Annotated in this window: 11 protein-coding genes; 6 read left to right on the forward strand and 5 right to left on the reverse strand. The window is 61.9% G+C overall.

All coding sequences use genetic code 11. The annotated features are described in order from the left end of the window. Positions 1-51: 51 nt before the first annotated feature. The 3 genes from ACWGXF_RS11600 to ACWGXF_RS11610 all read right to left on the reverse strand — a co-directional run bounded on the left by ACWGXF_RS11600 (position 52) and on the right by ACWGXF_RS11610 (position 3,059). Positions 52-1,020: a Bug family tripartite tricarboxylate transporter substrate binding protein gene (locus ACWGXF_RS11600; RefSeq protein WP_452101944.1), complete on the reverse strand. Its 969-nt coding sequence runs from the start codon at positions 1,018-1,020 to the stop codon at positions 52-54. Between the two features lie 17 nt (positions 1,021-1,037). Continuing rightward, entirely contained in the window at positions 1,038-2,096 is a 1,059-nt protein-coding gene (locus ACWGXF_RS11605) for a BKACE family enzyme (protein WP_012840017.1), read from the reverse strand. A 114-nt stretch (positions 2,097-2,210) separates the two neighbouring features. Continuing rightward, positions 2,211-3,059 carry a TauD/TfdA dioxygenase family protein gene (locus tag ACWGXF_RS11610; protein ID WP_452101945.1) on the reverse strand — a complete coding sequence of 283 codons (849 nt, stop codon included), beginning with the start codon at positions 3,057-3,059 and terminating at the stop codon, positions 2,211-2,213. Between the two features lie 157 nt (positions 3,060-3,216). Here ACWGXF_RS11610 and ACWGXF_RS11615 point away from each other — a divergent pair, with 157 nt between their 5' ends. After that, a complete protein-coding gene (locus ACWGXF_RS11615) occupies positions 3,217-4,251 on the forward strand; it encodes an AraC family transcriptional regulator (RefSeq protein ID WP_452101946.1) in 1,035 nt (344 codons plus the stop codon). Here the strand turns inward: ACWGXF_RS11615 and ACWGXF_RS11620 are convergent. Beyond that, positions 4,238-5,449, reverse strand: coding sequence for a M20 aminoacylase family protein (locus tag ACWGXF_RS11620; RefSeq protein WP_003068607.1), 1,212 nt, complete (start codon positions 5,447-5,449; stop codon positions 4,238-4,240). The two genes, ACWGXF_RS11615 and ACWGXF_RS11620, sit on opposite strands and share 14 nt — an antisense overlap. 84 nt (positions 5,450-5,533) lie before the next feature. Next, positions 5,534-6,694 (reverse strand): ABC transporter substrate-binding protein, encoded by a 1,161-nt coding sequence (locus tag ACWGXF_RS11625; RefSeq protein ID WP_256628830.1) that lies wholly within the window; start codon positions 6,692-6,694, stop codon positions 5,534-5,536. 160 nt (positions 6,695-6,854) lie between these two features. On the opposite strand from ACWGXF_RS11625, the gene ACWGXF_RS11630 reads away from it, so the two are divergent. The 5 genes from ACWGXF_RS11630 (at position 6,855) to ACWGXF_RS11650 (ending at position 13,669) form a co-directional block, all read left to right on the forward strand. Beyond that, a complete protein-coding gene (locus ACWGXF_RS11630) occupies positions 6,855-8,918 on the forward strand; it encodes a molybdopterin-containing oxidoreductase family protein (protein WP_256628831.1) in 2,064 nt (687 codons plus the stop codon). A 195-nt stretch (positions 8,919-9,113) separates the two neighbouring features. Continuing rightward, positions 9,114-10,673 carry a sensor domain-containing diguanylate cyclase gene (locus tag ACWGXF_RS11635; RefSeq protein ID WP_452101947.1) on the forward strand — a complete coding sequence of 520 codons (1,560 nt, stop codon included), beginning with the start codon at positions 9,114-9,116 and terminating at the stop codon, positions 10,671-10,673. 305 nt (positions 10,674-10,978) lie between these two features. Next, positions 10,979-12,574 carry a flavin monoamine oxidase family protein gene (locus ACWGXF_RS11640; protein ID WP_256628833.1) on the forward strand — a complete coding sequence of 532 codons (1,596 nt, stop codon included), beginning with the start codon at positions 10,979-10,981 and terminating at the stop codon, positions 12,572-12,574. Positions 12,575-12,604: 30 nt separating this feature from the next. Beyond that, a complete protein-coding gene (locus tag ACWGXF_RS11645) occupies positions 12,605-13,102 on the forward strand; it encodes a c-type cytochrome (RefSeq protein WP_202787757.1) in 498 nt (165 codons plus the stop codon). An 18-nt stretch (positions 13,103-13,120) separates the two neighbouring features. Further along, positions 13,121-13,669 carry a RidA family protein gene (locus ACWGXF_RS11650; RefSeq protein ID WP_256628835.1) on the forward strand — a complete coding sequence of 183 codons (549 nt, stop codon included), beginning with the start codon at positions 13,121-13,123 and terminating at the stop codon, positions 13,667-13,669. Positions 13,670-13,713: the final 44 nt, after the last annotated feature.

Below are 13,713 nucleotides of genomic sequence, written 5' to 3' on the forward strand. Positions count from 1 at the left end.
AGTCCGGGCATCCTCAGTCGCAGACATGCCCGGACCGATTGACGAGCCGACTCAGTTCAGCTTGATGCCGAAATTCCTGACGATCTCGCCATTGCGCTGGTATTCGGCCTGCAGATCGGTAGACAGCTGCTCCAGCGTGCGCTCCTGGCGAATCGGCTCAAAGCCTGTGGCCGCATAACGTGCCTGCACCGCCTGGCTGGCATTGACCTTCTGCAGCGTGGCATTGATCTTCTCCAGCAACGGCTGCGGCGTCTTTGCCGAAGCAAACACACCCGCCCAGTTGCTGAAATCAAGCTCCGGATAACCGAGCTCTGCCATCGTCGGCACCTGGGGGTAGTCGGCCAGCCGGCTTTTGTAAGCCACGGCCAGCAGCCTGACCTTGCCGCTGGGAACCAGCGGTTTGGTGGTCACGGAGCCATCGAACATCAGCGGGATCTGATTGCCCATGATCTGTGCCAGCGCCGGTGCCGAGCCTGGAAACGGCACATGCTGCATGTCCAGCCCCGCCTTCTGATTCAGGATCGCCCCTGCGTACTGCGATGCCGTCCCCTGGCTGTAGGAGGCAAAGGACAGCTGGCCCGGATGGGCCTTGATATAGGCAATGGCCTCCTTGGCATCCTTGGCCGGGAACTGAGGCGAAGCAATGAAGACCATGACGGAGCGTGCCATCTGCGAGACGGGTCTGACATCCTTCATGGCATCAAAGCCCCCCTTGAGTATATGCGGAACCTCGGTCAGGATATTGGTCACCGTCACCAGCAGGGTATTGCCGTCTGAGGGCTGGGACAGCATGTATTTCACCGCCATGGCACCGCCGGCACCGGGGCGGTTTTCCACAATCACAGGCTGTTTGAGCTCATGCGCCAACTGATCGCTGATGATGCGAGCAAACACATCGATCGTGCCGCCGGGCGGGGCAGGAACAATGAGCTTGACGGGCTTGTCGGTGAAAGCGAAGGCGCTGCCAGTTGGCAAAGCTGCAGCCAGAGCAATGGACAGCAGGACTGGAATGCGTTGCATCGTGCGCTCCTTTGACCTCAGGCGACTTTGCGCAGAAAACCCTGCTGAGCACCGTTGCGATTCGGAGCAAAGCCGTTCCTTGCCAGGCTCTCCTCCACCGTGTCGTAGAACACGCCGATCTGGCAGATTTCGCGCGCCTGGGCAGGAGTGGCGATGGGGCGGCTGCATTCCTTGGCAATGCGCACCAACTGCTCGATCTGCTCCACCGTGCCCATTTTTCGGGTTCGGGTCTGATTCCACAGATTGTCTTCGGTGCCGCAGCGCACATGCAGGCCCATGGCAATGCCCATGAGATTGATGGGCAGCACGTTCAGCACCGAGGCCTCTACCGTGAGCACCGCACCGTCGGGCACGGCGCGCACAAAATTGGCCAGGCTGTAAACGCTGGGCTGGTCCATTCCGCCGCCGATGGCCACCCAGTTCAGCACCAGCGGTCCTTTGTAGATGCCGCGACGCATCAGCCGCTCCACCGACTCGAAGCTGTTGATGTTGTAGCACTGGAAGGCACTCTGAATGCCGGCCGCACTGAGGCGGCGTATATGCTCTTCGGCCCAGCCCGGCTGTGCTGGCACGGTCATTTCCTTGTAGGCATTGAACACCGCAGGGTCCTCCATCGAAGTGCCCTCGATATCCCGCGCATCGAACTGCTCCAGAATGTTCATCTGCGAGGTATTGATGGTCACCGTCACCTGATCGGGCTTGGGGTCCAGCTCAGCCAGCATGTGGCGGGTATCGTCAGACAGCCATTTGGCGGCCGCGCCATCGGTTTCGGGTGCAAAGCTGATCGACCCACCTACCTGGATGATCATGTCCGGGACACGAGCACGCACGCCGGCAATCAGCTCGTTGAACTTGGAAAGCCGCTTGCTGCCGCGGCCGTCGAGCTCGCGTACATGCAAGTGCAGCACCTGGGCGCCGGCGTTGTAGCAGTCCACGGCTTTTTGAATCTGCTCCTCCATCGTGACGGGAATTTCGCCGGGGAAGTCCTCCGGCAGCCACGAAGGTGCATAAGGAGCTGCAGTGATGATGAGAGGCTGCTGATTTTCGGCAACCAGGTGACCGTCGAGGAAATTCATGATGATGTCTCCGTTGTTATATGAATGCCATGCCCGCACTCAGAGCCTTGCGTACAACTGTGCTTCGCACCGCCCGGCCAGGTTCTGCGCCTTGCCACGAACGTCTTTCGATGCTCAAAAAGTCGGTGTGCCAATGATTCCGGCGCGCTCCATCTTTCGATGGCTGGGCGGGTAGTCCATCACCGCGTAATGCTGTGTCGCGCGGTTGTCCCAGATGGCGATGCTGCCGGGCTCCCAGCGCCAGCGGACCTGGTACTCGGGGATCGCGGCCTGGCTGATCAAGAACTGCAGCAGACTGGATGAGCCCTGGGTGAAGTCCTGGCCCACACGCACATTGGCGGGCGTGTGGAAGTTCGTGAAATGAGTGGTGAAGCCGCTGACAAACAGCACTTTTTCACCGGTTTCCGGATGTGTACGAACCACCGGGTGCTCCGCATCCGGAAACTGCGCCTTGAGGGCCAGACGCTTCTGCGCAGGCATGGCTGCGCCAAAGGTGCACTCAATGCTGTGGCGTGCCCGCAGCGGGGCTATCACGTCCTTGATATGCGATGGAAGCATCTCGTAAGCCAGCGCCATATTGGCCCACATGGTGTCGCCGCCGACCGGCGGACATTCGATGCAGCGCAGCACGCAGCCCATGGGCGGCACCTCGCGCCAGGTGGCATCGCAATGCCAGGAGTTTTCATACCGGTCCAGCGGCTTGTCCGGCGTCTTGTAGATCTGCACCAGGCCGGGATGCTCGGGGTCGCTGCCGACCACCGGGTGGTCCTCCAGCTCGCCAAAACGCCGGGCAAAACCGACATGCTCGGCGCGACTGATACTCTGGCTGCGCAAGAACAGCACCTTGTGCTTGAGCAAGGCCGTCTTGATCTCTGCGAAAAGCCCATCATCGCGCAGCGCATCCGCCAGTTGCACATCGACCAACTCCGCGCCTATGGCACAGGTCAGAGGGTTTATCTGCATCACTGTCTCCTACACTTTTTTGAACCCAGGCTTGTTGCTAGTCTCTGCCGCCCGGTAAGTCCACTGTAGAAAACCTGTGTCACATAGGTTGTGCATTTCATGCCGCACGCTATGCATCTCATGCCAGAATTTCTCCGACTTTTTGCGTGGAGCAGTCATGGTCACTTTTGTGCGCGCGGCATCTCTGACGAATTTCTCGGAACTCTTCAGCGAACTGGGAGGAGACCCTGATGCGGCATTGCGTCGTGCCGGCCTGCGCCCAGCCGTGGTGCGCGAGCAGGATCAGCTGATCGATGCATTGACGGCCGGACGCCTGCTGGAAGAAGCTGCAAGCATCACGGGTTGCGAAAACTTCGGGCTGCGCATGGCGCAATCACGGCAGGTTTCAAACTTCGGTGTCATCAGCCTTTTGTTGCTGCACCAGCCCACCTTTCGCAAGGTGCTGAGCACGCTGATCGAGCATGTGCACATGCTCAATGAGTCGCTGGTGATTCATATGGACGACGCCAATGGCGTCGTGGTGCTGCGCGAAGAGTTCACCCTGCCGGATGCATTGCCGCAATCCATGGAACTGGCAATCGGCGTGCTGTTTCGTACCTGCAACCTGCTGCTGCATGAGCAATGGCGCCCGCTGCGGGTCTGCTTCAGCCACCCCGCGCCCGGCGACACCGGCCTGCACAAGCAGATGTTTCGTTGCCGCGTGGAGTTTGATGCGGACTTCAACGGCATTGTGTTTCGCACCGAGGACCTGGATGCTCCCAACCCCTTGGCCGACCCGGTTCTGGTGCGCTATGCCAAGACCATGGTGGACACCACGCAGCAAGGCCGTCAGGCCTCCATCGGCCAGCAGGTGCGCAAGGCCATCTATCTCATGCTGCCCTCGGGCAATGCCACCTGCATCTGCGTGGCCCAGGGTCTGGGGCGCAGCGTACGGACCCTGCAGCGCGAGCTTGATGGTGAAGGCCTGAGCTTTACCGACCTGCTACAGGAGGTTCGCTCGGATCTTGCCCAGCGCTATGTGCGCAACCCTGACTACCCTGTGGGCCAGATCGCCTCCATGCTGGGCTACAACAGCCACAGTGCCTTCACACGCTGGTTCAGCACGCTCTTTGGCTGCCCGCCCGAGGTCTGGCGTGAAAGAAATCTTCCACCCAGCCCGCAGCGGCGGGGCCAAGCCTTCAGCCGCGCGTAGGCTGGTCCAGCCAGCGCTGGGCCAGCTTGACCCAGAAGGTCGCACCCAGCGGAATCAGCGCATCGTTGAAGTCGTAGCTGGGGTTGTGCAAGGTACAGGGGCCACCGCCATGCCCGAGGGCGCGATGATCACCATCGCCGTTGGCGATAAAGCAGTAGGCTCCGGGCTTTTCCAACAGCATGAAGGCAAAGTCCTCGGCCCCCATGGATGGCTCTTGCGGCACCACACCGGCATCGCCCAGAATCTCGCGCATCACGGCCTGGGCAAATTCGGCCTCGGGGGCCGTGTTGATGGTTGGCGGGTAGTTGCGCACGAACTCGAACGAGCATTGCGTGCCATGCGCCGCACAGACGGCCTCGCTGATCTGCTGCATGCGCTGCTCGATGAGGTCCAGCACCTCCAGCGTAAAGGTACGCACCGTGCCCTGCAGCTCCACGCTGTCCGGCACGACGTTGGTAGCCTCGCCGGCATGGACCATGGTGACCGACACCACGCCCGCCTCAATGGGCTTGACGTTACGGCTGACGATGGTCTGGAAAGCCATGATGAGCTGGGCCGCCACGGGTACCGGGTCCACCACCATATGCGGCATGGCGGCGTGGCCGCCCTTGCCGCGTACCACGATCCTGAATTCGTTGCTGGATGCCATGGCGGGCCCCGCACCCACGGCCATGGTGCCGGCCTTCATGCCCGGCCAGTTGTGCATGCCAAACACAGCCTGCATGGGGAACTGCTCGAACAGTCCGTCGTTGACCATCTCCCGGGCACCGCCACCGCCTTCCTCGGCAGGCTGGAAGATGGTGTAGACCGTGCCCTCGAAGCTGTCGCGATGTGCGGCCAGATATTGCGCCGCCGCCAGCAACATGGCCGTGTGGCCGTCGTGACCGCAGGCATGCATCTTGCCCGCATGGCGGCTGGCATGGTCAAAGGTGTTGAACTCCTGCATGGGCAGGGCATCCATATCGGCGCGCAGGCCGATGGCTCGGCCGCTGCTGCCGCCGTCGCGGCCATGGATGACGCCCACCACACCGGTCTTGCCCAGACCGCGATGGATCGCTATGCCCCATTGCTCCAGCTTCGCCGCGACCAGATCCGAGGTCCGTATTTCCTCGAAACACAGCTCGGGGTGGGCGTGGATATCGCGACGCAGCGCGGCAATGTCAGGGGCGCTTGCTTGAAGTTCGGGCAGCAGGGCCATGCGCTCTCTCCTTGGGGTCATCAATGGCAAAGATGCCATGATGGCCCAAAGCGAGAGAGCTTGCGCCCTGCGCGCCTCAAAGCCTCACACCCGGACCTTTCCGTCGCCCGTGAGCATGGACAGCTCGACAAAACGCGGCTTGCCGGCCTGTGGGCGGAAGGCGATGGGAAAGCCCGCCACCTGCTGGCCATTCATGGCCTCCAGTGCCGCCACCAGGCCATCGCGCTGCAGCCGGCCAGCGACAGAGGCAGATTTCAGCGCTTCGCTCACGACACGGGCAGCCAGATAGCCTTCCATGCTGGAGTAATCGGGCTGCAGCGACGCGCCTCCTTTCTGCAGTGCGGCCTGAAACTCACGCGCCAGGGGATGCGATGTCTTGAAGGGCGAGGGCACGACCTGGGTGACCACCACGCCCTCGGCCTCCTTGCCAAGAGCCTGCGCCAGTGCAGAAGTTCCCACGAACGACACGTTGTAGAACTGACCGCCATAGCCCGCCTGGCGTGCCGCTCGCACAAAGGCAGCGCTGGCCGCATAGGTGCAGACCTGCACGATGACATCAGCACCCAGCGGCACCAGAGTCTTGACGGCCTTGGCCACATCCTGGGAGTTGCGCTCCACCGTGGCTGCACCCACGGGTTTGAGGCCATGGCCTTGCAGCGCCTGCATCACCCCCTCGAGACCTGACTGACCATAGGCGTCGTTCTGATGAAACACCGCGATCTTCTTGAGGCCCAAAGAAACCAGCTGTCTGACCATGAGCGCGGTTTCATCGGCATAGGAGGCACGCAGATTGAAGACCGCCTGCGCCAGCTTGGGGTCGCGCAGGCCGGCGCCCCCCGTCAGTGGAGCAATCAGCGGCAGCTTGGCTTTCTGCAGCAAAGGCAGTGCGGCCATGCTGGTGGGCGTGCCCAGATAGCCAAACAAGGCCATCACATCATCGGCAATGAATTTCTGGGTATTGGCCACGCAGCGCTCTGGCTCATAGCCATCGTCCAGCGTGCGCAGCTCCACCTGGCGGCGACCGATGCCGCCCTTGGCATTGAGCTGATCGAAATACAGCTTGGCGCCCTGCACAAACTGCATACCCAGCTGTGCCGAGGGGCCGCTCAGCGCGCAGGACTGCCCAAGCACAATCGGCCCGCTCGAATCCTGGGAATGACTTGCGCCGATCCAGCTCCCGGCTGCCACAGCTGCGCCAGCAGTCATGAATTGACGACGGTTCCACTCCACTCGCTTGTACTGCATTGCTCTTGATCTCTCTCTACGGGCTACTCATTGCTACGGGCTGGATCGGCCCGTTTCTGGGGTCTTGCATCTCAGGTTTTTTGACATGGATGCGCGCCGCATAATAGGCCCACAAAACGGTCTTCAGACGCAAACCGATCCAGATTTTCGAGCCCACGACATGCCTCATATCGTTCAAGTACGCGGTGCCTGCCCGCATGACTGCCCGGACACCTGCGCCCTGCTCACCACGGTGGTCGATGGCACGGCCACCAAGGTGCAAGGCAATGCAGAACACGCTCACACGGGCGGCGTGCTCTGCGCCAAGGTCAGCAAGTACACCGAACGCACCTACCACGCCGGGCGAGTTCTGCAGCCTCTCAAACGCAGCGGCCCCAAAGGCAGCGGCCATTTCTCCCCCGTGAGCTGGGACGAAGCCCTGAGCGATATTGCCCAGCGCCTGCACGGTATTGCCCGGCGCGCGCCCGAAGCCATACTGCCCTACAGCTATGCCGGCACCATGGGCCTGGTACAGGCCGAAAGCATGGACCGGCGCTTTTTCCACCAGTTGGGCTCCAGCCTGCTGGATCGCACCATATGCGCCAGTGCCGGTAGCGAGGCGCTGACCGCTACCTATGGCGGCAAGCTGGGCATGCGTGTGGAGTTCTTTGCCGAAAGCAAGCTGATCCTGATCTGGGGCAGCAACAGCATCGCCAGCAATCTTCATTTCTGGCGCTATGCGCAGGAAGCCAAGCGCGAGGGCGCCAAGCTGATCTGCATAGACCCGCGCAAGAGCGAGACCGCCGACAAATGCCACGAGCATCTGCAACTGCTGCCCGGCACCGATGCGGCACTGGCTCTGGCGCTGATGCACGAACTGATCGTGCACGACTGGCTGGACCATGACTACATCGCCCAACACACTCAGGGCTGGGAGGCACTCAGGGCCAGAGCATTGCAATGGCCGCCCGAGCGCGCCGCCAGTGTCTGTGGCCTGAGCGTGGAACAGATTCAGTCCCTGGCCCTCGATTACGGCACGACCAAGCCTGCGGCCATCCGCCTCAATTACGGTATGCAGCGTGCGCGCGGCGGCGGCAATGCCGTGCGCGCCGTGGCCTGCTTGCCGGCTCTTGTCGGCGCCTGGCGCCACCGCGCTGGCGGGCTGCTGCTGTCCGCCTCGGGGGTCTCGCCGTTCAAGCGCGCAGATCTGCAAATGCCGCAATTGCTGGGCGAGCGTCGCCCACGCACGCTGAACATGAGCCAGATTGGCGATGTGCTGCTGCATGAGGGCGATGCCGGCTTCGGCCCCAAGGTGGAAGCCGTCGTGGTCTATAACAGCAATCCCGTGGCGGTGGCGCCAGAGTCGGCCAAGGTGGCTGCGGGCTTTGCGCGCGAAGATCTGTTCACCGTGGTGCTTGAACATTTCCTCACCGACACCGCAGACCATGCCGACTATGTGCTGCCCGCCACCACGCAGCTAGAGCATTGGGACATCCACGGCAGCTACGGCCATACCGATGTGCTGTTGAATCGCCCCGCGATCGAGCCCCAAGGCCAGGCGCGCAGCAACGCGCAGATCTTTCGCGATCTGGCCATGCATATGGCCAGGCTGGACCCCGCTTTTGCCGCAGCCTGCTTCTCTGATTCCGACGAAGCGCTGTGCCGCGCAGCGCTAGCACAGACAGCCATTGATTTCGACGATCTTCTGCAACAGGGCTTTGCCCATATCCCGCTGCCCGATGCGCCGTTTGCCGAAGGTGGCTTTGCCACGCCTTCGGGCAAATGCGAATTCGACAACCCCGCCCTGGCGCGGCTGGGCATCAACACCCTGCCCGACTATCTGCCCAATTACGAGCCCCCCACGACCGCCTACCCGCTGGCCATGATCTCGCCACCCGCACGCAACTTCCTCAACAGCAGCTTTGCCAATGTGGCCAGTCTGGCCCGCATGGAAGAGCGTCCACTGCTGGAGATGCACCCCGATGACGCAGCTGCGCGCGGCATTGCCGACGGTGACCGGTTACGCGTCTTCAACCAGCGCGGCGAGCATGTCTGCCACGCCGCCGTCAACGGCCGCGCTCGCACCGGCGTGGTGGTGGGCCTGGGCATCTGGTGGCGCAAGCAGGGAGCCAACGGCACGAATGTGAACGAGCTGACGCATCAGCAGCTCACCGATATTGGCCGGGCGCCCTGCTTCTACGACTGCGCGGTACAGGTGGAAAAGTTCAAGGAGTTGTCAGCCTGACGCGGCTGCATTGTGGTTGACCATGAGCAGGGCCACGGCGCGAGCAACCATAATGCAGACACTCAATGAATATGCGGCCGGGGTCTGAGCCTGTCAGAGCACACAGGTACAGCGCAGAGCCGCCCTGCTCTCGCGACATCATCTGTGAAGAAATCTCTCCCCTGGCACCGCCGGCTTGCGCCTAACCGGCTTGATTTGCGTCGACTGATCCTGGTCCTGACCATCTGCAGCGCGCTGATCCCGTTTCTCAACACCTTCTATGCTGGCTATCTGGTGCAGCGCCAGCAGCTGATAGACAACACGCTCGAAGGTCACCATGCCTATGCAACCAAGCTGGCGCAGAGCACGGATGATTTTCTGCAATCCGCCCTGCAGCAGCTGGAATACAGCGCCAATCTGATGGGCGCGCACATGGATGACGTGGACTATCTGGCCAAGGAGGCCACACGTCTGCGCCTGCAAACCAAGAGCTTCAACTCCGTCACCATCATCGACCCTACGGGCTATGTGCTGGCGACATCGCCCGAAACCCTGCAGATCAAGGGCAAGACACTGCAAAGCGCCGGAGTGACACAGACCTTGAGCACTCGCGGGCCCGTCATCAGCCAGCCCTATATGTCCACGGCCGGCAACTACATCGTCTTCGTCTCGCAGCCCATTTTCGACCCTCAGGGCGAATTCCTGGGAGCGGTAGGCGGCAGCATCTACCTCAAGGAAGACAGCATCCTCGACACCCTGCTGGGCTCGCACTTCTACCAGGATGGCACCTATGTCTATGTGGTGGACAAGAACAAGCACATCATCTATCACCCCGACAACCACCGTATCGGCGATCAGGTGATCAACAACGATGTCATCAACGCCGTGATCCGAGGCGAGTCGGGTACGGCGCCGGTCGTCAACAGCAAGGGCGTGGAAATGCTGGCCGGCTATGCCGTCATCCATGCCTCGGGCTGGGGCATTGTGGCCCAGCGCCCCAAGGCGGCCACGCTGGCCCCGCTCAACAAGCTGATGCGCTCCGTGCTCTACAAGACCCTGCCCATCGCCCTGCTGATGCTGGTGGTCATCTGGTGGAGCGCGCGCCGCATTGCCAGCCCGCTGCGCCAGCTCGCCAATGGCGCTCACGATATGGACAAGCCCGAGACGGCACAGAACATCCAGGCCGTCAAGTCCTGGTACTTCGAGTCCTACGAACTCAAGAAAGCCATGCTCAAGGGCCTGGGCCTGCTGCAACGCAATATCACCAAGCTGCGCGAGGACGTGAACACCGATCCGTTGACCGGGCTGGGCAATCGCCGTCATCTGGAAGCAGCCATCAGCGCCTTTCAGACGCAAGCGCTGCCGTTCTCGGTGATTGCCATCGACATCGATCACTTCAAGCATATCAACGACGGTTTTGGCCACGATACAGGTGACGAGGTGCTCAGACAGCTCGCACGCACCATGCGCGAGGTCTCGCGTGTCGATGACCTGCCCTGCCGCGTGGGTGGCGAGGAGTTTCTGCTGCTGCTGCCCGGCACGGGGCTGGAGGCCGCCGCCCATGCCGCCGAGCGCATGCGTCAGCTGGTCGAGAAAATGGAGATACCGCCAGTGGGCCATATCACCATCTCGCTAGGCGTGGCCCACTGGCCCGACAGCGATCCCGATATCAAGGCCGTCTTCCAGCAGGCCGATGCCATGCTCTACGCAGCCAAGCGAGGTGGACGCAATCGTGTCATGGTCAGTGAGGCCTGCGAGCCTCCCAGCGAGCTCTGAGCCCGGCAGCACCGTAGTTCCGCTCCCACACTCAAGGCGTATCCGCTGTCACAGCCGATACGCTTTTTTTTGCAGCTTATTGTGTGACTCCGTTGCACCAATTTGGCCATTGACGCTTCAAATTAGTGAGCATGCACCATAAGCGTTAAAAGGATTGAGCGCAAATTGATCTGAATTTCATAACAAGTGACTGATTTCATTGAATTAATGCCTTGAGCCCTCTGACCTGGCACAGCTCTTGCTGAAAACCCTTGCCCCGCAACCCCGGATGGACAGCGGAATACACAACAGCAAAGGAATTTCAGATGCCAGAGCCAAGCAAGCATGTCAGTCGCAGACAACTGCTCTCGATGATCGGAAAGGTCGCGGGCGGCAGTGCCATGTACCAAGCCATGAGTTCACTGGGCTACGCCGCCGAGTCGCATTACAGTGGTCCGGTCAAGCTCGGCAACGCCAGACCTGGCGCGTCGGTTCTGGTGCTGGGCGCGGGCCTGGCAGGCATGGTGGCAGCCCACGAGTTGCGCGCAGCCGGCTACAAGGTGCAGTTGCTTGAATACCAGAGTCGCGCCGGCGGTCGCTGCTGGACGCTGCGCGGCGGCGATGAGTTCAGCGAACTCGACGGTACACGTCAGAAAGTGGGCTTTGCCAAGGGCAACTACTTCAACCCCGGCCCCTGGCGCGTGCCCTACCACCACCATGCGATGCTGGACTACTACAAGCGCTTCGGCATCAAGCTCGAAGCCTTCAACCAGGTCAACTACAACGCCTATCTGCACAACAGCAAGGCCCTGGCCGGCAAGCCCCAGCGCTTTCGCCATGTGCAGACCGATGTCTACGGCCATGTGGCCGAGCTGCTGTCCAAGGCTACCAATCAGGGCGCGCTGGACCAGAGCGTCAGCCGGGAAGACAAGGAACGCCTGCTGGAGAGCCTCAAGGCCTGGGGCGTGCTGGACAAGGAATACCGCTACCGCGCCAGCAATGCGGTCAGCGATTTCCGTGGCTACGACATCGACCCCGGCGGCGGCCTGATGGCGCAGGCCAAACCGTCGACGCCCATGGGCCTGCACGAGCTGCTCGAATCCAATTTGTGGCGCCAGATGGGCGTGGGCAATATCTACGAATTCCACAGCGCCATCTTCCAGCCCGAAGGCGGCATGGACATGCTGGCCCAGGCCATGGCGCGCGATCTGGGCTCGGCCATACGCTACAACGCCAAGGTCACCAGGATCGCCCAGAACGACAAGGGCGTGACCGTGGACTATGTGGACGCCCTCAAGCCCGGCGCCACGCTGCAGGCCCGCGCCGACTGGTGCGTGTGCACGATTCCGCTGTCCATCCTGAGCCAGATCGAAGTGCAGGCCGGCAGCGCCATGCAGAACGCGATTGCTGCCGTACCCTACGGCAGCTCCATGAAGGTCGGTCTGGAGTTCAAGCGCCGCTTCTGGGAAGAGGACGAGCGCATCTACGGCGGTATCAGCTACACCGATCTGCCGATTCAGCAGATCTCCTACCCCTCCACCGGCTATATGGGCAACGGCCCCGCCGTGCTGCTGGGCGCCTATGCCTTCGAGAACTCCAACAGCTACCGCTTCTCCTCGCTCAAGCCGGCCGAGCGCATTCGTCTGGCGCTGGAGTACGGCGCGCAGATCCATCCGCAGTACAAGCAGGAGTTCCTCAACGGTGTGTCAGTAGCCTGGCATCGCATGCCCTGGATCAATGGCTGCTTCGGCAACTGGACAGATGCGCTGCGCGAGCAGCACTACAAGGATCTGGCCCAGATCGACGGCCGCCTGGTGCTCGCGGGCGAGCATGTCTCGTACATCCCCGCCTGGCAGGAAGGTGCCGTGCTGTCTTCGCTGGACGCCATCCAGCGCCTGCACGCCAAGGCCTCCAGCCTCTGATCGCCCATGTCTGCAACAAGGAACTTCACCATGCACACATTGCACCGTCTTTGCTCCGCTTTCGCCCTGGCCCTGGGTCTCTCCGGCGCCGTCCTGGCCCAATCACAGGGCATGAAAACCCAGGATGTGAAAAACCTGCAAACACTGCAGTCTGCCGCCGTTCTTTCCATCTCGCCCGCCGACACCCAGGCGCTGATGCAGAATTTCTCGGCAGTCCGCCCACGCTTCAGCCAGAGCGGCGGAGAGACCCTGTACCAGGCCATCTGCCAGGGATGCCACATGGTCAAGGGCGAAGGCGCCAAGGGCGCCGGCTTCTACCCAGCGCTGGCCTCCAACCCCAAGCTGGCAGCCGCTGCCTACCCGGCCTCGGTCGTCATGAACGGCCTGCACGGCATGCCGTCCTTTGCCAGCAAGCTGTCCGACGAGCAGATTGCCGACGTCGTGAACTATGTGCGCAGCAGCTTCGGCAATCAGTACCCGGACAAGCTGTCTGCCGCCGACGTCAAACCCTTTCGCGTCACCCCATAAACCCATTCAGGAGATCACATGAACGTTCCATCCATCTTCAAGACCGCTACCACAGCCGCCCTGCTGGGCGCTGCAGTCCTGCTCACCGGCTGCGCCGCCACCACCTCCTCCGGCGGTGGCGATGTCCTGCGTTACAAGACACCGGGCTCGACCTTCCCCATCGCCGCAGCCGTGGAAATCCCCACCGATGCCCGCACCGTCTACCTCTCGGGCAAGGTGCCGCCCGTGGTGGACAAATCCAAGCCCGCCACTGATCCTACGGCCTACGGCGGAGATACCGAGGGCCAGACCGTGGCCATCCTCAAGAGCCTGGAAGAGCAGCTCAAGAGCATGAATCTCGGCATGAGCGATGTGGTGAAGATGCAGGTCTTCCTGGTGGCCGATCCCGCCAAGGGCAACAAGATGGACTTTGCCGGCTTCATGCGTGGCTACACCCAGTTCTTTGGCACGGCTGCCCAGCCCAACCTGCCCGCACGCTCGGCCTTCCAGATTGCAGCCCTGGCCAACCCGGCCTGGTATGTGGAAATCGAGGTCGTGGCAGTGCGTGCCGCCAAGCCCGTCAAGTAAGTGACGCTCCAGCCCCTGGAAAAATAAATCGGGTGGCATTCATC

It is taken from the genome of Comamonas sp. HJ-2, from assembly GCF_053615495.1.

Bases quoted from the DNA above. Each gene is read 5' to 3' on its own strand.
- ACWGXF_RS11605 (WP_012840017.1), bottom strand. From the start codon at position 2,096: ATGAATTTCCTCGACGGTCACCTGGTTGCCGAAAATCAGCAGCCTCTC.
- ACWGXF_RS11610 (WP_452101945.1), bottom strand. From the start codon at position 3,059: ATGCAGATAAACCCTCTGACCTGTGCCATAGGCGCGGAGTTGGTCGAT.
- ACWGXF_RS11640 (WP_256628833.1), top strand. From the start codon at position 10,979: ATGCCAGAGCCAAGCAAGCATGTCAGTCGCAGACAACTGCTCTCGATG.
- ACWGXF_RS11615 (WP_452101946.1), top strand. From the start codon at position 3,217: ATGGTCACTTTTGTGCGCGCGGCATCTCTGACGAATTTCTCGGAACTC.
- ACWGXF_RS11625 (WP_256628830.1), bottom strand. From the start codon at position 6,694: ATGCAGTACAAGCGAGTGGAGTGGAACCGTCGTCAATTCATGACTGCT.
- ACWGXF_RS11645 (WP_202787757.1), top strand. From the start codon at position 12,605: ATGCACACATTGCACCGTCTTTGCTCCGCTTTCGCCCTGGCCCTGGGT.
- ACWGXF_RS11630 (WP_256628831.1), top strand. From the start codon at position 6,855: ATGCCTCATATCGTTCAAGTACGCGGTGCCTGCCCGCATGACTGCCCG.
- ACWGXF_RS11600 (WP_452101944.1), bottom strand. From the start codon at position 1,020: ATGCAACGCATTCCAGTCCTGCTGTCCATTGCTCTGGCTGCAGCTTTG.
- ACWGXF_RS11650 (WP_256628835.1), top strand. From the start codon at position 13,121: ATGAACGTTCCATCCATCTTCAAGACCGCTACCACAGCCGCCCTGCTG.
- ACWGXF_RS11620 (WP_003068607.1), bottom strand. From the start codon at position 5,449: ATGGCCCTGCTGCCCGAACTTCAAGCAAGCGCCCCTGACATTGCCGCG.